This is a genomic window from Streptomyces sp. LN549 (assembly GCF_043203805.1).
GTDB lineage: Bacteria > Actinomycetota > Actinomycetes > Streptomycetales > Streptomycetaceae > Streptomyces.
In genome coordinates this window covers 8,548,904-8,567,502 of the sequence record NZ_JAZHRI010000002.1, presented here as the reverse complement: position 1 = coordinate 8,567,502, position 18,599 = coordinate 8,548,904, and the positions used below count along the sequence as shown (strand labels likewise).

16 protein-coding genes and 1 pseudogene are annotated in these 18,599 nt (G+C 69.9%); 16 read left to right on the top strand and 1 reads right to left on the bottom strand.

What is annotated here, in order from left to right; genetic code table 11:
- Window positions 1-195: 195 nt before the first annotated feature.
- The 7 genes from SH922_RS37900 (at window position 196) to SH922_RS37870 (ending at window position 7,484) form a co-directional block, all read left to right on the top strand.
- On the top strand, window positions 196-1,341 hold the full coding sequence (locus SH922_RS37900) for a C40 family peptidase (RefSeq protein WP_393063052.1): 1,146 nt from the start codon (window positions 196-198) through the stop codon (window positions 1,339-1,341).
- Window positions 1,342-1,431: 90 nt separating this feature from the next.
- Window positions 1,432-1,740: a DUF6112 family protein gene (locus tag SH922_RS37895; RefSeq protein ID WP_393063051.1), complete on the top strand. Its 309-nt coding sequence runs from the start codon at window positions 1,432-1,434 to the stop codon at window positions 1,738-1,740.
- Window positions 1,740-2,429 (top strand): hypothetical protein, encoded by a 690-nt coding sequence (locus tag SH922_RS37890; protein WP_371602235.1) that lies wholly within the window; start codon window positions 1,740-1,742, stop codon window positions 2,427-2,429. The genes SH922_RS37895 and SH922_RS37890 overlap by 1 nt, the downstream gene beginning before the upstream one ends.
- A 27-nt stretch (window positions 2,430-2,456) precedes the next feature.
- The gene (locus SH922_RS37885) at window positions 2,457-3,860 is read left to right on the top strand and encodes an ATP-binding protein (RefSeq protein WP_363065459.1); all 1,404 of its coding nucleotides are present in this window, start codon (window positions 2,457-2,459) and stop codon (window positions 3,858-3,860) included.
- 138 nt (window positions 3,861-3,998) lie between these two features.
- On the top strand, window positions 3,999-5,465 hold the full coding sequence (locus SH922_RS37880; protein ID WP_363065457.1) for an SCO6880 family protein: 1,467 nt from the start codon (window positions 3,999-4,001) through the stop codon (window positions 5,463-5,465).
- Window positions 5,466-5,499: 34 nt separating this feature from the next.
- Window positions 5,500-5,952 carry a DUF6238 family protein gene (locus SH922_RS37875; protein ID WP_393063050.1) on the top strand — a complete coding sequence of 151 codons (453 nt, stop codon included), beginning with the start codon at window positions 5,500-5,502 and terminating at the stop codon, window positions 5,950-5,952.
- 26 nt (window positions 5,953-5,978) lie between these two features.
- Window positions 5,979-7,484, top strand: a complete 1,506-nt coding sequence (locus tag SH922_RS37870; protein WP_393063049.1) for an ATP-binding protein — start codon at window positions 5,979-5,981, stop codon at window positions 7,482-7,484.
- A 39-nt stretch (window positions 7,485-7,523) separates the two neighbouring features.
- Here the strand turns inward: SH922_RS37870 and SH922_RS37865 are convergent, their stop codons facing one another.
- Window positions 7,524-7,841 (bottom strand): hypothetical protein, encoded by a 318-nt coding sequence (locus tag SH922_RS37865; protein ID WP_393063048.1) that lies wholly within the window; start codon window positions 7,839-7,841, stop codon window positions 7,524-7,526.
- A gap of 228 nt (window positions 7,842-8,069) precedes the next feature.
- Between SH922_RS37865 and SH922_RS37860 the strand changes: the two genes are divergently transcribed.
- The 9 genes and pseudogenes from SH922_RS37860 (at window position 8,070) to SH922_RS37820 (ending at window position 18,448) form a co-directional block, all read left to right on the top strand.
- Window positions 8,070-8,705, top strand: coding sequence for a hypothetical protein (locus SH922_RS37860; RefSeq protein WP_371604735.1), 636 nt, complete (start codon window positions 8,070-8,072; stop codon window positions 8,703-8,705).
- Between the two features lie 139 nt (window positions 8,706-8,844).
- Window positions 8,845-9,426 (top strand): hypothetical protein, encoded by a 582-nt coding sequence (locus SH922_RS37855; RefSeq protein ID WP_393063047.1) that lies wholly within the window; start codon window positions 8,845-8,847, stop codon window positions 9,424-9,426.
- Window positions 9,427-9,523: 97 nt separating this feature from the next.
- Entirely contained in the window at window positions 9,524-10,312 is a 789-nt protein-coding gene (locus SH922_RS37850; protein ID WP_393063046.1) for a hypothetical protein, read from the top strand.
- On the top strand, window positions 10,303-10,800 hold the full coding sequence (locus tag SH922_RS37845) for a hypothetical protein (RefSeq protein WP_393063045.1): 498 nt from the start codon (window positions 10,303-10,305) through the stop codon (window positions 10,798-10,800). The genes SH922_RS37850 and SH922_RS37845 overlap by 10 nt, the downstream gene beginning before the upstream one ends.
- 187 nt (window positions 10,801-10,987) lie before the next feature.
- Window positions 10,988-12,265 carry a hypothetical protein gene (locus SH922_RS37840; RefSeq protein WP_393063044.1) on the top strand — a complete coding sequence of 426 codons (1,278 nt, stop codon included), beginning with the start codon at window positions 10,988-10,990 and terminating at the stop codon, window positions 12,263-12,265.
- A gap of 5 nt (window positions 12,266-12,270) precedes the next feature.
- The gene (locus tag SH922_RS37835) at window positions 12,271-13,533 is read left to right on the top strand and encodes an MFS transporter (RefSeq protein ID WP_393063043.1); all 1,263 of its coding nucleotides are present in this window, start codon (window positions 12,271-12,273) and stop codon (window positions 13,531-13,533) included.
- A gap of 74 nt (window positions 13,534-13,607) precedes the next feature.
- Entirely contained in the window at window positions 13,608-14,840 is a 1,233-nt protein-coding gene (locus SH922_RS37830; protein WP_393063042.1) for an acetyl-CoA carboxylase biotin carboxylase subunit family protein, read from the top strand.
- Window positions 14,841-15,739: 899 nt separating this feature from the next.
- Window positions 15,740-17,528, top strand: a pseudogene (locus tag SH922_RS37825) (type IV secretory system conjugative DNA transfer family protein).
- The gene (locus SH922_RS37820) at window positions 17,525-18,448 is read left to right on the top strand and encodes a hypothetical protein (protein WP_393063041.1); all 924 of its coding nucleotides are present in this window, start codon (window positions 17,525-17,527) and stop codon (window positions 18,446-18,448) included. The pseudogene SH922_RS37825 and the gene SH922_RS37820 overlap by 4 nt, the downstream one beginning before the upstream one ends.
- Window positions 18,449-18,599: the final 151 nt, after the last annotated feature.

The following is an 18,599-nucleotide window of genomic DNA, read 5'->3' as shown; positions in this document are numbered from 1 at the left end:
CTCCTGTGATCCGGGCCCGTCCAGAGGGGCGGTTTCACATCGGCGTGGTGCCGGCGGCTTTGCACGAGAAGTCGGCACCGCGCCTCCTACGAACACCCGAGGAGCCGCTGCGATGCAGCATGCCCTGACACCCCCGCGCCCCAGCCCAACACCGTCGCCCGGCCGGCACCGCCGCCTCGGTGAGCGGCGGCGACGATGAAGGCGACCACCGGAGCCGTCGTCGGCCTTACCGCCTGCGCTCCCTTGCTACTGGCTGTTCCGATCCTCGCCATCGGCGCCGGGACCGCTTCGGCCACCTGCTCGACCGACGGTGCACAGGCTGTGGATGCCGCAGCCGTTGCCACTCAGGTGAAGGACATCCTGGACGGCGGCAACAAGGGTTCGGTCTCCGTTCCGGGAATGGATGATCCGGCCGAGCAGGTGCCCAATGCCAAGACAATCCAGGCCACCGGCGTCGCGATGAGCATCCCGGCCCGGGGGCAGATCGTCGCCCTAGCGACGGCCCTGCAGGAGAGCGGCCTGCGGAACCTGAACTACGGCGACCGCGACAGCTTGGGGCTGTTCCAGCAGCGGCCGTCGCAGGGCTGGGGCACCGCAAACGAGATTCTCGACCCGGTGCACTCCTCGACCAAGTTCTACGAGGGGCTGCAGAAGGTCTCGGGCTGGCAGTCCCTGTCCATCACCCAGGCCGCCCAGGCCGTACAGCGCTCCGGTCTTCCGGATGCCTACGCCAAGTGGGAGCCCCTGGCCACCGCGTTGCAGCAGGCCATCGAGCCCCTTCTGTCGAAGTCCCGTGACGCCTCACCGAGCCCCTCGCCGTCCGGCTCGGCCGGCGCCGCCGACACTGCTCCGGAGGCCGGGGGTGGGTGCTCGGCCGACAGGGACGGGCCTGATTTCGGTGTCATCCCGCCCGGTGCGGTGCCGGCCGGATACACGGTCCCGGCCGATGTTCCGGCGAAGGTCCAGACGGCGATCCGCTGGGCGCTCGGCCAGCTCGACACGCCGTATCAGTGGGGCGGGAGCTGCACCGCCTCCCACGGCAAGGACCCTATGGGCCGGTGCGACTGCTCCTCCCTGATGCAGCAGGCGTACAAGGCTGCCGGGGTCACCCTGGCGCGGACGACGTACGAGCAGGTCAAGGACGGCAAGGCGGTATCGGTCGGCGCGCTGCGTCCGGGCGACCTCATCTTCACCGAAGGTACGGCCAAGTCCCCCGAGCACGTCGGCATGGCCATCGGCCAGGGACTGATCATCCACGCCCCGCACACCGGCGACGTGGTCCGCATCACGACCCTCGCGTCGTGGAAGCCGCAGATTCTCGCGGCCCGCCGAGTCATCTGACCGGCGCTCCCCCTCCCCCCTCTTTCTCTCCCGTACCGCCGCTTCGCCCTCGCGGGCTTTCGCGTGCACTGAATCGAACTGGTGCTCTATATGCTTCTCGCTGACGCAGTCACCCAGCTCGCCTACGACCCCGGCATCACGCCGAGCGACGGAGGGCTGCCTGGCCTCTCCGTTCTCAAACAGGTGATGGGCTCCCTCAACCTGTTCGGAATCATTGCCGCCGTCGGCGCACTCGCCGCCAGCGCGGGCGTATGGGCCTGGGGCAACCACACCGGCGGCCACCAGGCCGAGGCCAACGGCAAGAAGGGCGTCATGGTCAGCGCCGGCGCGGCTCTCCTGCTGGGCGCTGCGAACGGCGTGGTCGCGTTCTTCAGCGCGCTGGGAACGCAGGTCCACTGATGCCTGACCGCTCCTTGAACCCCGGCGGCGCATCTCGCGTGCGCCGCCGGGCCCTGCTCGGCGCCGCAGTCCTGATGGCGCTCGTCGTCCTTGCCGGCCTGGCCGCCTACCTCACCCGCGAGGACAAGGTGACCTCCGACGTCCCTGCGGCGCACCCGAGTTCGACGCCTTCGTCGTCTCCGTCCGTATCCGCGTCCGGGTCGCCCGATTCGGGTCCCGCCCCGCATGCTCTCGCGGTCCCGCCGAGCACCCACAATCCGATCGTGTTCGGGAAGGCGGCAGCAGCAGCGCTGTGGTCCTACGACACCCGCGCGTACTCCCAGGCCGAGCTGCTCACGGCCCTGCACGGATGGCTGACGACAGAGCGCAGGTACGCCGACCCCGGGTCGGTTGACGCGGTCGTTCCCTCGCCCGTGTTGTGGAAGGAGATGGCCGCCAACGGCCAGTTCGCCACCGCCACGGTGAACGAGGGGCACTTCCCCGAAGCGTTCTCGCGGGCTCTTCAGGAGGATCCCGGGACGATCACGCAGGCGTATGTCTACGCCGTGACCGTCTCCGGCAAGCAGTCGATCGCCTGGAAGGGCTCGCCCGCCGGCGGTGCGGAGAGCCGCGCAGCCACCCTCGCGGTCCAGTGCCGCCCCTCCCGCCCCTGCGCTCTGGCCGGTGTCATGCCGTCCGTCGCGCCCTGAATCCGAACCCTGAAAGGAGGTATCACCATGGGGGTCTGCGACTTTCCGCTGATGGACAAGGTCTGCGGCTCGATCGATTTCGCGACCAACCCGGCCGGCGCTGTCACCGATGGCATCGGCGCGTGGATCGCGAAGTCGATGGGCGAACTGGCCAGCACCGCTGCTGATCTTGCCGCCAAGGCGGTCAACGGAACCACCGCTATCGACCTGAACGCTGGATGGTTCCGGGAGAACTACGAACTCCTGCTGCCCATCGGGCTCGCGTTGACCGTGGGCACGTTCTGTATCCAGTTGATGTCCGCGGCCTGGCGACGCGACGAACGCGCCCTGGCTCAGGCCGCCATCGGCACCATGACCGGCGTCCTGTTCAGCTTCTGTGCCGTCGCCTTCACGTCCGTGGCCATCACCGTCGTCGATGCCCTGTCCGACGGCCTGTTCAAGGCGGCCAACAGCTCCATCGACGACGCGGTCCGGCGCGTGGTCAAGGTCACCGAGCTGGGGGTGATGTACGGCATGGGCTGGGGTGTCCCAGCCATGGTCGCCGTGGGATGCGCCATCGGCGCGTTCATGTACTGGGGCGTAATGGTCGCTCGCAAGGTCGGTGTCCTGATCATGGTCGCCCTCGCTGTGTTCGCCGGCGCCGGCGGCGGGTGGGAGGTCGCCAAACGGTGGCGGCGTGGCTGGATCGAGGCCACCGCCACCCTGGTCGTCTCGAAGCTCCTGATGACCGTGGTTTTCCTCATCGGTGTCTCGGCGATGGGCAAGTCGGATGCGCACGGCGGCATGGCCGCCCTGTCCGACGCGATGTCCGGCATCGTCGTGATGGTCTTGGTGCTGCTCTGCCCCTACGCGACCTACAAGTTCGTCCACTGGGCCAGCGACGGGGGCGGCCAGGACGACCTGCATCGCACCAGCGTGGCCGGCATGGCGGTCGCCGCCGGAGCCGCGAAGACCGCGGGCACCCTCGCCATGCGGGTCGGCACCGGCTCCCCCGCACCGCAGGGCCCCAGCCAGGTACCCGGCGCGGGCAGCGACGGTGTCGCCTCCGGGATCAACCCCGCCGGCGGCAACCTCAGCAAGGAAGGCATCGACTCCGGGCTGCCCAAGGCCCAGACCACCTTCCGCTACGGCGAGAACCCGAATGCCACCGGCGACAAGGGCAGGGCCCTGATCCAGCGCCCCGGCATCCCGCCGCTGATCACCCGGCCCGGGGAGGGCGACGCAGAAGGGTCCGAGGTGACCGTCCAAGGCAGTGCGGGCGGTGCCGACGGTGCGCCGGTTCCTGGAGGCGGCGCGGCCTTCACGGGCACCGTGCCGTCCGCAGGCCCAGCGCCCTCGACTGCGCCGGCACCTTCCACGGGACCGTCGGCCACCGGTTCTCCGTCGCCGACGAACTGGGTGTTCCCCGCCCAGCCGCCGTCAGGCTCCTGACCCCTCCCAGTGGGGGCGGGCTGCACTTCGCAACCCGCCCCCACTCAGTCCGACCGATCAGCAGACAGGTTTCGCCATGACATCCAGAAGAGCGCCGCACGCCACGTCCTCCGCCCGCTCCCACCGTCTGGAACCACCATGTCCGGCACACATCACTCCCCCACGGCCACCGTGAAATTCCCCCACCGCAGCAGGCGCGGCATCCTGCTCGGCCTGACCGCCCCGCAGCTGATCGTCGCCGGCCTCACCGGCCTTCTCCTTCTCGCCGTGGTCCTCACCCGCGGCGTGGTCGGCGCTCTTGAACTCGTCCCGCTGTGGGTCGTCATCGCCCTGCTGGTCTTCGTCCGCCACCGAGGCCGTGCCCTGGCGGACTGGGCTCCGATCGTCTCCCGCTACGTCCTGCGCCGGATGCGCGGCCAGCTCGTCTGGCTCGCCCGGCCCTCCCGCCGCCCGGTTCACGAAGGGCTCCTTCACCTGCCCGGCACCGCCGCCAGCCTGCGCGTTGTCACCGCCCCCGACGCCCGGTACGGTGCGGTCCACAACCCGCACACTGGCACCCTGACCGCCGTCGTCAAGGTCTCTTCCCGCGCCTACGCGCTGCTCGACCCTGGCACTCAGAACTCCAACGTCAACGGCTGGGGACGCGCACTGGCCGCCCTCGCCCGCACGGGGCAAGTCGCCCGGATCCAGGTGCTCGAGCGCACCGTCCCGGACTCCGGCGACGCGCTTCGCCGCTACTGGGAAGAGCACGGCCAGGCCGATGCCCCCGTGGCCAAAGCGATCTACAGCGAGCTGATCCAGAGCGCTGGTCCGGCGGCGGCCCCGCACGAGGCGTACGTCGCAGTGTCGCTGGATGCCAAGGCCACGCGACGCCTGATCAATCAGGCAGGCGGCGGTCTCACCGGGGCTTTCAGCGTCCTGGCGCAGCTGACCTCGACCTTCGATCAGGCCGCACGGACCGCCGGGCTCAACCCCACCGGCTGGCTCACTGCCCGGGAGATCGCCGCCGTCGTGCGCACGGCATATGACCCCAAGGCCCACGCGACGCTGGATCGTTGGTCCACCGGTGAACGTCCCGAGGTCGAGCCCGCCGCCGCCGGACCCGTCGTGGTCGTCGAGAAGGCGGACCACATCGCGACCGACTCGGCCGTCCACTCCACGTATTGGGTGGAGAACTGGCCCCGCACCGAAACCTCAGCAGGCTTCCTGCACCAGTTGCTGTTCACCGCCGGGGTCCGGCGCACCTTGTCTCTGTCGTACGAGCCGAAGGGATTGGACGCCGCCCTGCGCGATGTCCAGCGCAAGAAGTCCAGCGTGATCGCGGATGCCGCCGAGCGAGCCCGGCGGGGGCAGGTCGACTCCGAGGCGGACTCGATCGAGTACCAGGACATCAAGTCCCGTGAGCGCCAGCTCATCGCCGGCCATGCGGATGTCGCCCTGACCGGCCTGCTGACCGTCTCGGCCGACACGGAGGAGGAGCTTCGTTCCGCCTGCGCGGTCGTGGAGACCGCGGCGGTCGGTGCCCAGCTCGACCTCCGGCTGCTCACCTGGCAGCAGGCCGAAGCGTTCACCACCGCCGGTATGCCGCTCGCCCTCGCCGTCTGATGCCGGACCTCCTCCCTTCCGAAAGAGCACCCCCATGTCCCGCACCGCCAGCCCGACCGCGCAGGACTTTGTGCCCTTCGCCACCGCCGCGCTCGACTTCCACCGCGCGCTCAACATCCCAGGCGGCCCCCTCGTCACCGCCCGCACGGAACTGGACGCCCTGCACGCCCACCTCGTCGCACTGCACGGCCTGCTGGACGCCCATGCCGTCCGCACCGGTCAGCTCGTCGCGGTCGAAGGCGACCAGCTCCGCGCCGCCCGCACCCGGATCTGGCAGGTAGCCGACCACGTCCACGCTGCCTACCACGCGGCGCCCCGGCCGGACTCCGGCGAGGTGCCCGAACGCGAGGCGTGTCAGGCCGGGCTGCCCGAAGGGGCGCCGGAGCTGACCATCTGCCAGCGCCACCAGCGCACCGCGCACCTGGTGCGCCGCCGCACCACCCCGGCCGACCTGCACGCACCGTTCACCGGCCTCGCCCGCCACTGACCCGCCACCCTTCTGGAGAAGCGTTCATGCCCCGTACCCGTGCCAGCGCCTCCCACCTGTTCGTCCCCCGAAAGGCATCACGCACCGAGCAGCGCTCCGCCCGTGCCGGCTTCGCCGAGGCCCGCCGTCAGGCCCGTCTCGCCGCAGCCCCGCCCAAGCACCGCACCGAGGCGAGCCTCGACCCGGAACTGCGGTCGGCCTACCCGCCATCCGGGCGCCCCGGTCCGTCCTCGGCTCGGGGCGGCATGCTCCGTCTGCCCGCCCACCGCATGACCACCGCCACCGTGTCCGGGGCCTACCCGTTCCTCGCGGAGGGCGGCCTGGGCGCCGATGGCATCTTCATCGGCCGCGATGTCCATGCCGAGGCCGCATTCTGCTACGACCCCTTCTCCCTCTACAGCAGCGGCCGGATCGAGGGCTTCACGAATCCGAACGCCGTCCTGGCCGGAATCATCGGCATGGGCAAGTCCGCGCTGGCCAAGTCGATAGCCACCCGGGCCATTGCCCACGGCTACCGGGTCTACGTGCCATGCGATCCCAAGGGAGAGTGGACGGCCGTCTCACAGGCTCTCGGCGGCTACAGCATCGCGCTGGGGCCGGGGCTCCCGGGCAGGCTGAACCCGCTGGATGCTCCGGCTCGTCCCGCCTCGGTGAGTGAGGGCGACTGGGTAACCGAGGTCCGAAAGCGCCGCCTTCTGCTCCTGGCGGGCCTGGCGCGCACCGTCCTGAAGCGTGATCTCCTGCCGATGGAGCACACGGCCCTGGATCTCGCGCTCGACCTGATCGTCGCCGAGGCCGCCGCCGACGGCACGGTGCCGCTGCTCGGCGAGATCGCGCACGCATTGGGCTCGCCCGAGCGCCTCGACCGGGCCCTCGGCGACCAGGCCGGACGCATGGGACCGGCCGCGCAGGACCTCGCGCACGCCCTTCGCCGGCTCGTGCACGGCGACTTGAGCGGCATGTTCGACGCTCCCTCGACGGTGGCCTTCGACCCGACCACGCCGATGCTGTCCATCGACCTCTCGCGCCTCGGCGGCTCCGGCGACGACACCGCCTTGGTCCTCGCGATGACCTGCGCGAGCGCGTGGATGGAGTCCGCGCTCGCCGACCCGGACGGCGGGCGACGCTGGGTGATCTACGACGAGGCGTGGCGGGTCATGAGGCACGTCGGCCTGCTGGAGCGCATGCAGTCCCAGTGGAAGCTCTCCCGCGGGCTCGGCATCGCGAACCTCATGGTCATCCACCGCCTCAGCGACCTGCTCAGCGCAGGCGATGCCGGCTCACGCGGCCGAGTGCTGGCCGAGGGCCTCCTTGCCGACTGTTCCACCCGCATCATCTACCGCCAGGAACCCGACCAGCTCGCCGCCGCCGCGTCACTGCTCGGCCTGACCGGCGTCGAGACCCAGGCGGTGTCCGCCCTGACCAAGGGCCGGGGTCTGTGGAAAGTCGCGGGCCGGAGCTTCATCACCCAGCACATCCTGCACCCAGCGGAGCGCGAACTGTTCGACACCGACGCCCGCATGTCTGCCTAGCCCAACTAGCGCTATACAAAACGGAGTTGAGCTATGTCGTCAACCGTACCGCGAGCAGACCACCGAGTCCACGAGGAAGCCCCCGCACCGGCCACACGTCCGGCCACCGTCGCACCAGACGTCGACTGGAACGACCGTCTTGCCGCCGCACGACCTGAGGAGTTCGCCGACCTGCTCCACGAGGCACTCACGGACGACTCCGGCGCGGTGGCCCGGCTGCACCAGATGCTCGAAACTGCCTCCGAGTGGTGCCGCGCTCACGGCGCCCGAAGCAGCGCCTCCGAACTGGACGTCCTCGCAGACCGCCTGAACGACCTCGGCGATGAACTGCATTTCGTGGGAGAGGACTTGGGCCACGAAATCCACTCCCGCTCGCATCGAGCGGCAGCAGCGGCCCGTATCTCCCCAACTGTGTCGGTCCGGGGCACTTCCGTCATGCGGCAAAGCGAGGTTCCTGCCCACATCCCACCGCCCACCGCCCCTTGGCTGCCGCGATCACGCTGAGCCCAGGCACAGGAACGAGGACCAATCGTGCCCACTCCACCCGATTCTCATAAGAGCCAGCCAAAGGCGACCACCGATCACCTGGCGTGGCGGCAGCACGTCCCAGCGCTGGCCTCCGCCGCCGCCGGCATCAGGCAGGCCTCCGACGCCTGGGACGCCGTCTCAGACTCCTTCTGCGACCACTACGACTGGCCCATCGACGAGAAGGGCTACGCAGACGGCAAAGTGAAACGAGACGCCGAAGCATGGAAACACGTCGAGGTCTTCCTCGCCCACGGACCCGAGGTGCTCGCCGGTGTCCGCGCCGCCGCCCACGGTGCCGACTACGTCGAAGGGCCGATCAGCGAGGACCTCCGGCGGCTGCACGGAATCGACACCACCCTGGAACGCGCCGGCCAAATCCGGCACGAGTGGGACCAGGTCATGGAGCTCATGGACTATTCGCTCCCCGGCTCACGAGAGATCTACGCGAGCCAGGCCCAGGAGATCCGTAACTCCGAAGGATGGCACTACGCGAACGAGTTGGCTTTCCAGGGCCCGGCGCTGGCCCGGGCAGCTGGCTACTTGGCCAACCGGGCGGATCCCGACCGGCCCTCGCAGGCCGAACGTGCCCAGGTGGCCCTCGCCCGCTCCACCTCCACCAACCGCGGGACCTCACCGGCTTCGCCTCCCGCGCCACCGGCATCGAACCCGACGCCCCCACGTCGTTCCCGCTGACGCCAATAGCACCGACTTCCGGCACAGCCAAACCAGTCGATCGCCGGATCCTCGTGGAACGTCACACCCCACTACCAGCCGTACAAGCCCAAGGCGCGCGCCACCGGCCGCCAGGGAAGTCGGCCATGGAGAAGCCCACATGCACCCCGATCAACCTCCGGTCCCTCTCCAGCAGAAGGACACGCACATCACCGCTCGCGCCAGCGAACCTGCCCCCCAGCAAGCCACTGCCGGCACAACAGGACGTGAGCACGGATACGAACGCCTCACCGCTCCGCTTCGGCAGCGCGGCCTGGAATGCACCGTCGAGTACGGCCTCAGCGACTACATCGTCCACGTCAGGCTCCCCGACGGCAGCTCAGTGATCATCTCGCCACCGCAGGAACCGCCGACCGACCATCCCCCTGGGCATCCCGACAGCTGGTTGGTGACCCGCGGGCATCCCGACGATTCCGCGGCGAACGAAGTGATCTACGACTCGGAGCCCGGCGGCCCCGATGCCCCGCAAGGCGGCAGCATCCCGAACGTACTCACCGCCATCCACGCACGCCTCGATCAACTCGGCGTGCCGCAACGGCCCTTCCCAGCCTCGCCACGAGTGAGCGCTGCTCTCGCGCTCTCGCCGACCGCCCAGCGCTCCGTCCCGACCCAACCGCCAGCGGCTTCGGCCGTACTCCCCACACTGGCGCCCGCCCGTCCCCCGTCCGTCCCCGGTCGCTGACCGCTTCCCACTTCGGAGCACCCCGTGTCCCCCATCGGCAGAACCAACCCGATCCTCGCCCGCCCCTACCCCCGAGCCCACACCGGATGGATGAACCATGCCCACCCACTACGACTCGCTCCCCGACATCGCAGTCGGCCGCCACCCCGACTACGGCATCGTCGCCACGAGTCCGAAACACCTCGCCGCCGGCGCCTGGATGTTGAAGGCACTCGACTTCCACCCTGTCCCGGACCAACCGACGCTGTACGCACTGGCCAACCAGCTCCAGGACGGGCAGGGCCGCGCCACCCGGGCCGTCGCCCTGTTGCGCAGGGCCGGCTACGAGGTCGACGTGGACGCCTCGCTCGACCCCTCGCTGGCCTCCGGTACGACTCCTGCCCGTGACCAGCCCCCGCGCGTAGGCCCCGACGTCGCGTTCGCCAACCTTCCACAGCTCGGCATCGTGGCGGCCACCGGCCCCCAGTCCTCCGAACTGGCCGGCCGACTCATCCTGGAGGAACACGGCTGGCGGCAGGACCCGCGCCTGGGTATCTACACGCTGCCCACATCCGTCGACCACGGCGAGGCCTTGGAGAAGGTGGCCCGCGCCACGGTGACGATGCACCGATCTGATCTCCAGGTCGCGGTGCAGCCTCGCCTCGCCGCAGAGGCAACAGCGCGCCTCCCACCTGCCCCCGGCCCGGCCGCGCGCCACGAGTCCAGTCAGGGCATCACCAGCGCCGCCGCGCTCGCCACCAGCCCCGCCCGCGCCGGCCTCCCGGGGAAGACGCCGGTTCCCGCTCCCGCCACCTCCTCTCCGGCGACCGGACTAGTCGACCCGCGCATCGCGTTCTCCCGCAACCGCCGACCCACCTCCCTTAAGGGGCAATTCCCATGGCCGTAAAGACCATCTGGCACATCACCTACTCATGCGGCCACCAGGCCGAGCGCGACCTGTCCGACCGGGCGGTCGACCGTCGCGCGGGCTTCGCCGAATGGCTCGCCAAGCAGGAATGCACCGATTGCTGGCGGGCCGCCAAGGAGGGCGACGAGCGTGACAAGGCCGCGTGGCTGGAGGCCAAACGGGCCGAAGAGCAGGCCGAATCCGAAGCCTGGACGGAGCAGTACCGGATGCCTCCTCTGGAGGGAACCGAGCGAGCCGTCGGCTGGGGTGTGCGCTGCCGCCACCAGGTCGTGGCCGCCGCCTACATCGCCTTGGTCCTCGAAGGCAAGACCAGCGAAACGGCGTGGGAGGAGATAGAGGAGGCCGCTCGCACCATCACCCGCTCCGGGTGGTGGATCGACCAGCGCTCCTCCGAACCCGATGACCTCGCCGAACTGCTCCAAGCCGCCACCGAAGCCGACCGGCCGACCGAGAACCCCCACGTCTGATCTGCCGGTGCCCCGCCTCGGCGTGGCACCGGCACCCCAGCCCACGCCTACGACCTCGACGCCCCGAGGAAGCGGCAACGTCTACCAGCGATCTCCGGCCGGGCCAAATCGCGGAACCTGCGGATCCTCTCCCTGACAGCCCGAACACCCGGGCCCGAGTTCGCCACTCCCCTTCGAGGTAGACACCGTGATTGCCCACCTGAGGCGCTCCAGCAACACCGCGGGCCTGCTCTCGTACCTGGACGGGCCGGGCGAACACGGTACCCACACCAGCCCACGGCTGATCGCGGGCGACGGTCACGGAGCCCCAATCGAGCTGCTCGCCGAGTTTGGCTCACTGCCGTACCTGGCCCACGCCCTCGACGCTCCCGTCGAACGTCTCGGGGCCCGTGCACCCGAACGCCCGGTATGGATCTGCTCGGTCCGTTCCGACCCTCGCCGCCCGGACCTCACCGACTCGCAGTGGGCCACCGTCGCCCGACGCCTGGTGGCCGCCACAGGCATCACTCCAGAAGGCAATCCGGACGCCTGCCGGTGGATCGCCCTGCGCAACCAGCCCAGGCAGGTGCACGTCGTGGCCACCCTCGCCCGTGAGGACGGCAGCCTCCACAACGCCTACCGCGACGCCTTCCGCCTGCAGACCGAGTGCCACCGCCTCGCCGCCGAGCTGGGCCACCTGCCCACTGCTACCCACCCGATACCCCGCGCCCAGGAGACCCACGTGCCTGCCCCCTCGATCACCATCACCACCGAGCCCAGCGGCAGCGTCTCGGCGAAGGGCGCCACCGACGGCCTTGCCGCCACGCTCCTCAAGCACGCCGGCTTCCAGCAGATCGACGACTGGTACGGCCGACGCCATCGCCTTCCCACCACTACGCCGCCCCCCATTCGCGCCGCCACTGCCACCTACGCGGCCGAGATGCTCCGCGCCGCCCGCTACGGTGTCGACCTCGATCCTTCCCTCGACACCGCCCGGATGGCCACCCCGGCAAACCCCCTCGGGCCTTACGCCGCCGGAGGGGAACTTCTTCGGCTCACCGACCAGATCAGGTCTGCCGAGCACGGTGAGGACCTTCGATGGGCGCTCGACCAGCTCCTTCATCCCGAGCACGGCGCGCTTGAGCGTGTGCGGGAAGCGCTGGAGGCGGCAGGCGAGCAGATCACCGACCTCGACGATGAGGCATACCAGCTCGCTGACCGATTCGGCTTCGCTGCGGAGTTCGTCAGCTCGGCGCACTCGGAACTCGCAGACTCGGAAGCCGATTTGGCCCGTGCCGGGCACGCACCGCAGTCCCGGACCGAGAAGCAGACACGGTCTCCGAGGCTCCCCGACTCCCGAAGTGCCGCCCTCGCCGCATCTCCTGCTGTGGCCAAGGCCAGGGGCTCCTCGGCCCTCGGTACCGGGTCAACGGACGCCGGCGCGCCCGTACCTCCGTCGCAGGCCCCCGGTCTTCGGACGCGGTGACCGCGATGATCTCTTCGCCTGCTCCCGTCGTCTGCCTGTCGCGCACGTACCTCATGCGGGCCGCCGACGCTTTGGCCAGCGCGACGGTCACCTACGCCATCCCGCTCCTGGTCCTGGTCATCACCGGTTCCACCGCCCTGACCGGCCTTGCGTTCCTCCTCGAATGGGCACCTCGTCTGGCTGCGTTCGCCTTCGCCGGATCGCTTGTCGACCGGTGGGGCGCCGGCCGTGTGTTCCGGATGTCCAACCTGGTCCGTACCGTCGTGGTTGTCCTGGCCGGTGTGGTGTTGCTCGTCCTGCCCAGCGCCGGAACGATGACGACGGCTGTTGTCCTGGCCTTCGGCGCTGTCTCCGGGCTGGTTGCGGAGGTCTCCTTCGTCGCGGTGGAGACCCTGGGAGCTGAGTCGAGCCGCCGGCTGGGCAATGCGGCCCACCGTGTACAGGCCGCGCAGACTGGGATCGACCAGGGCGCGATGCTTGTCGGTCCGCTCCTGGGCGGCCTGCTGCTCTTGGCCGGACCCATAGTGCTGCTGACCGTGGTCGCGTTGTTGGCCTTGACCGCTGCCGCGACCACATCTGGCGATGTGAGTGCCACGGACCACCGCCCGGCGTCCAGCAGCCTTCTGACCGGGTGGGCAACTCTGCGCCGTACGCCGGCTCTTGCCTGGTTGGTCGGAGGTCTCATCGCCTCCAACCTGGCCACCGGCGTCCTGCAGGCCGCCGCCCCCATCACGGTCATCCACCACTTCCACTACTCCACCGCCGCCGTGGGATCGGTCTGGAGCGCGGCAGCCGTTGCCTCCCTGATCGCGGTGTGGGCCAGCCGTCATGCGATCGACCGCTTCGGCATCTGGTCGGTCGGCGCGGGGGCAGCCGCTGTCTCAACCGCGGCATGCCTGGCGACTGCCCTGGCGCCGAGCTTCACCGCGTACACGGTGGCGGTGGCTGTGGTCATGGCTGGCGAAGGCGCGATGACCGTCGTCCTGCGCACGCTGCGGTCCCGTCTCATCCCGGCCCAGGCGTTCGGCTCCACCCTGGCGGTGACGATCATCCTGGTGCTGCTGCCGCTCCCGCTGGCCGGAGCCCTGATCGCGATCGTCCCCACCGCTGGGATTCCGCACCTGCTGCTGGCGTGCGCCGCTATCCAGGGTCTGGCGCTGAGTGCATGCTTCGCCGGTCTGCGACGGCACCGGACCGCCTGCGAACCGCCCCATCCACAGGTTTCTCCACTCCACAAGAAGCCCAGCCAGCCGGCGGATGCCCTCTGAAGAGCCGTTGAACGGCCGTGCGGCTCTTGCCCTTTCTCCATCCTTACCCATCACCGCCCTACGGAGGCTTTCCCATGTCCCGATCCACTCGCCCGCTGCTGATCGTCGTCGGAGGAACCGATCCCGTCTATCGCGGCTACTGCGTCGAGCAGGCCGCCGCCGCTTACCCGATCGCAGTAATCGACGCCAAGCCGCCGTCCTGGCAGCAGCATCTGGTGGTCGACCACGAGGTCGCCGACACCCACGACCCGGAGGCTGTGGTCGCTGCCGGCCTGGCCCTGGCCGCTCGCCACCCCATCGCCGGAGTCGTCACCTGGGACGAGTACACGCTCGTGCCGACCGCCGAACTCGCCGCCTGTCTCGGCGTGCCCGGCAACACCACGGTGGCGATGACCGCCTGCCGGGACAAGGCGACCAGCCGCCGCCTGTTCGCCGAGCACAACGTGCCCTCGGCCACGTCCACCCGCGTCGACACCCTGGACCAGGCAACCATCGCCGCGCTCCGCACCGGCTTCCCGGTCGTCCTCAAGCCTTCCTCCCACGCGGCCAGCATCGGTGTGGTCCGCGTCGATGCGCCAGAAGGGCTGCCCACCGCCTGGGAATTCGCTGCCGCCGGAGCCGGTGAGCAGGGCCCGGAAGGCAGCGGTGTGCTGGTCGAGGAGTACCTGTCCGGCCCGGAGATATCGGTGGAGTGCGTCACCCAGCGCGGCGTCACCACCGCGCTCGCCGTCACCCGCAAGGAGGTCGCCTTCGCTCCGTACTTCGAGGAAGTCGGCCACACCGTCGATGCCGGCGACCCGCTCCTGCCCGAGGTCGCCGCCGTCGCCATCCAGGCCGTACAAGCGCTGGGCGTCAGCGACGGTGTCCAGCACGTGGAGATGCGCCTGACCCCGTCCGGTCCACGGATCATCGAGGTCAACTCGCGGATCGGCGGCGACCTGATCGGCAAGCTCGTCCGCCTTGCCACCGGCCTCGACCTGCCCCGGATCGCTGCCGACGTCGCCTGCGGGAAGCTTCCAGACCTGACGCCCACGGCGCATACCACCGCCGCGATCAAGATCGTCTATCCCCCGGCCAGCGGCGTCCTCTCCGCGCGGAGCCTGGCGATCGTCCCTGGTTCGGAGCACCCGTGGCTGCACCAGGTGACCTGGCTCCGAGAAGTCGGAGAGCGCGTCGTACTGCCGCCGGCGGGCGACCTCGATACCAGCCGCATCGGCTTCCTCATCGTCACCGCCGACAGTCCCGACACGACCCGGGGCCGGCTCGTGACCCTCACCGACGGCCTGACGCTGTCGGTCACGCCGTGAGCCTGCTGCTGCTCTCCTCCGCCACAAGACCGGCTTCCGGACCTGCGTCCGTCCATCCGGGTGGGGAGCACGTCGGCCGCGTGCCCCTACCGCAGCCCGGAAATCCAGTACAACGATCGAGGAGCAACTGTGCCCGAGTACTACTCCAGCATCGGCGAGGCTGTTGGCGCCGCTATGCAGCACAACATCCGGCTCGCCTATCGCGGCAAGACGTCCGGTTCCGGCGCGCTACCGCAACCCCGCAACCTGTCCCGCCCTTCCGCCGAGCCGCACTCCGTCCCCGGGATGATCGCCCGCTCACCGAGACCGCAACACCCGACGAGGTTGCCGGAATCATCGAGGACGTCAACGGTGCACTTCTCGGGGCTCTGCCGCAGCTGACCGAACTCGTCGCTGCTGCCGCTGACTGGACCCGCGTCCGTCTGGCGTTCGACGACTCGCATCCCAACACCGCCTTCGAGACCTGGACGGGGCTGGCCGCCGCTCACGGCATGCTCCGGGACGTCCAGGAGCAATTGGAGATCGCCGAGGACGGGATCGCCGCATGCCCTGCGGAACTCACGGATCCCCGGGGCCAAGAGAAGGTCGACGTCCTGCGGAGCAGGGAGCTGATCAGCGACGTCCTCGGTCCCGGCGCAGACGCCACAGCCCCAACACCCACTGGCGGCGACCCGGAAGTGAACCGGCAGCGCGCTGCCCGTTCCTCCTCACCGAATGCCGCCGCCCAGCGCACAACTTCCCCGGCCACATCCGCAGAGGCGACGGCGAGCACTCCGCAGACCCGAGCCCTCCGCACCCGATAGCCCCTCTTTGCGAACAGGAGCTGCCTCGATGACCAGCAGAAGAGCGCCGTGTGCCCCGCCTCCATCACTCGCCTGCGCTTACTCCCAGGACCCACCATGCCCGCACCGCGTACCAGTGCGCCCTCGACCACCACCGGGTCGGACGCGCTCCTCTACCTCCTCTTCGGCATACTCGGCATCGCGCTCGCCTTCGGTTCACTGGCGTGGCTGAGCGGGAATGTCAGCAACTCCCTCTTTGGCAGTGGGACTTGGTCTCCGTTCAGGGCCACCGACGCGCTGCTTCACCCCGATGCGCTGTGGCCACACTTGAGCCCCACCGCCCTGCTGGTCGGCGCGCGGGTCATCCCCGGCCTGCTGTCCGTCTGCCTCACTGTCCTCGGCCTGGTGCTGTGGATGCGGCTGCACGGAGGCGCGAAGAACGGCCTCGCCCGGAAGGCCGACCTCGCCCCGCTGCTGGACAAGGAGATCACCGCCAAGGCCAAGGACCTGCGGCCTTCCCTGAGCGGCCGGGAGTGTAAAAGAGGTCGCCCCTGCTGACCGAGGCATCCTGCTCGGCACCCTCTCCCCCGGCCGCGCCCATGTCCGCGCGTCATGGGAGGACGTGATCGTCGCGATCATGGCTCCGCGAAGCGGTAAAACCTCCGGCCTGGCGATCCCCGCGATCCTCGCGGCGCCCGGCCCGGTCCTGCTCACCAGCAACAAGGCCGCCAACGACGCGTTCACCGCAACGGTGAACGCTCGCGCCGAGGTCGGCACGATCTGGACCCTCGACCCCCAGCAGATCGCCCACCACCCGCGCGAGATGTGGTGGGACGTCCTGGCCGACGCCCGCGACCTGGCCGGGTCCAAACGCCTGGCCGGACACTTCGTCGCCGCCAGCGTGGACGAATCGAACGGATCCGACTTCTGGTCCACCGCCGCGAGCAACACGCTCGGCGCTCTGTTCCTCGCTGCAGCCAGCCACCGACGCCCGATCACCGACGTCCTGGCCTGGCTCGCCTCCCCCGCCGACCGGACCCCGGTCGACCTGCTCACCGATGCCGGCCACGACGCGGTCGCCGCCCAGCTCCAGGGCACCGTCGCCGGCGCAACGGAGACCCGCGACGGCATTTTCGAAACGGCGAGGCAGTACGCGAGCTGCCTGCTCGACCCCGACGTCGCGGCATGGGTCACGCCCAGCAAGGACCTCTCCGAGTTCAAGCCCTTCGCCTTCGCCACCTCCCGCGACACCCTGTACCTCCTCAGCAAGGACGGCGGCGGCAGCGCGTCCGCGATCATCGCTGCCGCCGCCGACGCGGTGATGCGCGCGGCCGTGGTCGTCGCCGAGCGCTCCGGCGGCCGGCTCGACCCACCCGCCCTGTGCGTCCTCGACGAGGCCGCCAACGTGTGCAAAATCTCGGATCTCCCTGACCTGTACAGCCACTTGGGCAGCCGGGGTGTCATCCCGATGACGATCCTGCAGTCCTACCGCCAGGGCCAGCGGTGCTGGGGCGAGGCCGGCATGGACGCCCTCTGGTCCGCCGCCACCATCAAGATCATCGGTAGCGGTATCGACGACGCCGACTTCGCCGACCGCCTCAGCCGACAGGTCGGCGACCACGACGTCCAGACCACCTCGGTCTCCACCAGCGACAGCGGCAAGTCCACCTCAGTGAGCATGCGCACCGAACGCATCCTTCCGCCCGACGCCATCCGCGCCCTACCCAAGGGCAAAGCTTTGCTGCTGGCCACCGGCATCCGGGTCGCCATGCTCGACCTCAAGCCTTGGTACAAGGAACCATCCGCGAGGGTGGTGGGCCCGGCGTCGGCCCGTGCGACGAAGGCCATCACCGACCGTGCTCTGGCGAAGACCACGGACTGCGACGACTTCGGGCTGTCGGCATGAACACTCCGGCACTCAAGGTGCTTTCGCTCGGGGCAGGCGTCCAGTCGACCTGCCTGCTGCTCATGGCCGCCGAGGGCCACCTGCCCGGCCTCGACGCAGCAATCTTCGCGGACACAGGCTGGGAGCCTCGCGTCGTCTATGAGCATCTCGACCGGATCGAGCGGGAGATCGCCGAGCCTGCCGGCATCCCGATCCTGCGGGTGTCCTCCGGGAACATCCGGTCCGATGCGCTCGACCCTTCCAAGCACTTCGCGTCGATGCCGTTGCACATCCTCAACTCCGATGGAGGCAACGGGATGTCACGCCGGCAGTGCACGGGTCAGTACAAGGTCCGGCCGATCAAGGAAAAGGTCCGCGAGCTGCTCGGCTATCCGCACCCGCAGCGCATCCCCACAGGGGTTCACGTCGAGCAGTGGATCGGCATCTCGGTCGACGAGTTCCACCGGGCCAAGGACGCCGACGTCGCCTACATGAAGAACCGGTTCCCCCTGATCGAGAGCGGGTTCTCCCGCTCCGACTGCCTCCGGATGCTGCGCTCACGCGGCTTCGGCCAGACCCCGAAAAGTGCGTGCCTGGGATGTCCGTACCACGGCAACGCCCAGTGGAGGGCCCTGCGTGACGAGTCCCCGCAGGAGTGTCAGGACGTGGTCACCTTCGACGCCGCGATCCGCTCGGGCAACGCACGCGCGACCGCCGAGGGCAAACCCCTGCTCGGGCAGGCGTACCTGCACCGAAGCCGCCGCCCCCTGGACCAGGCGTCGATCGACCGGGTCACCGCCCACGAGTGGTCCGGCCGCCAGGGCGACATCTTCGACGCGCTCGCGGACAACGAGCTGGAGAACGGCGAGCCGGACGGCTGCTCGCCCTGGTCCTGCCGGTCCGGCACCCCCATTCAAGCCGCCCAGGATCTCGCCGCCTGACGCCCCACTCTCACCTGTTCAGGAGTTTGCCCGTGTCCTCGCACCACCCGACCTCCCCTCCAGCGCCCACCGGACCGCTCATGCGCTCACCAGCCGTTTGTCGCGACGACCAGTGGTGGCTGGTCAGCCGGGCCGGCTCGGTGCTCGCCAC

Bases quoted from the DNA above. Each gene is read 5' to 3' on its own strand.
- SH922_RS37900 (WP_393063052.1), top strand. From the start codon at position 196: ATGAAGGCGACCACCGGAGCCGTCGTCGGCCTTACCGCCTGCGCTCCC.
- SH922_RS37895 (WP_393063051.1), top strand. From the start codon at position 1,432: ATGCTTCTCGCTGACGCAGTCACCCAGCTCGCCTACGACCCCGGCATC.
- SH922_RS37890 (WP_371602235.1), top strand. From the start codon at position 1,740: ATGCCTGACCGCTCCTTGAACCCCGGCGGCGCATCTCGCGTGCGCCGC.
- SH922_RS37885 (WP_363065459.1), top strand. From the start codon at position 2,457: ATGGGGGTCTGCGACTTTCCGCTGATGGACAAGGTCTGCGGCTCGATC.
- SH922_RS37880 (WP_363065457.1), top strand. From the start codon at position 3,999: ATGTCCGGCACACATCACTCCCCCACGGCCACCGTGAAATTCCCCCAC.
- SH922_RS37875 (WP_393063050.1), top strand. From the start codon at position 5,500: ATGTCCCGCACCGCCAGCCCGACCGCGCAGGACTTTGTGCCCTTCGCC.
- SH922_RS37870 (WP_393063049.1), top strand. From the start codon at position 5,979: ATGCCCCGTACCCGTGCCAGCGCCTCCCACCTGTTCGTCCCCCGAAAG.
- SH922_RS37855 (WP_393063047.1), top strand. From the start codon at position 8,845: ATGCACCCCGATCAACCTCCGGTCCCTCTCCAGCAGAAGGACACGCAC.
- SH922_RS37850 (WP_393063046.1), top strand. From the start codon at position 9,524: ATGCCCACCCACTACGACTCGCTCCCCGACATCGCAGTCGGCCGCCAC.
- SH922_RS37845 (WP_393063045.1), top strand. From the start codon at position 10,303: ATGGCCGTAAAGACCATCTGGCACATCACCTACTCATGCGGCCACCAG.
- SH922_RS37835 (WP_393063043.1), top strand. From the start codon at position 12,271: ATGATCTCTTCGCCTGCTCCCGTCGTCTGCCTGTCGCGCACGTACCTC.
- SH922_RS37830 (WP_393063042.1), top strand. From the start codon at position 13,608: ATGTCCCGATCCACTCGCCCGCTGCTGATCGTCGTCGGAGGAACCGAT.
- SH922_RS37820 (WP_393063041.1), top strand. From the start codon at position 17,525: ATGAACACTCCGGCACTCAAGGTGCTTTCGCTCGGGGCAGGCGTCCAG.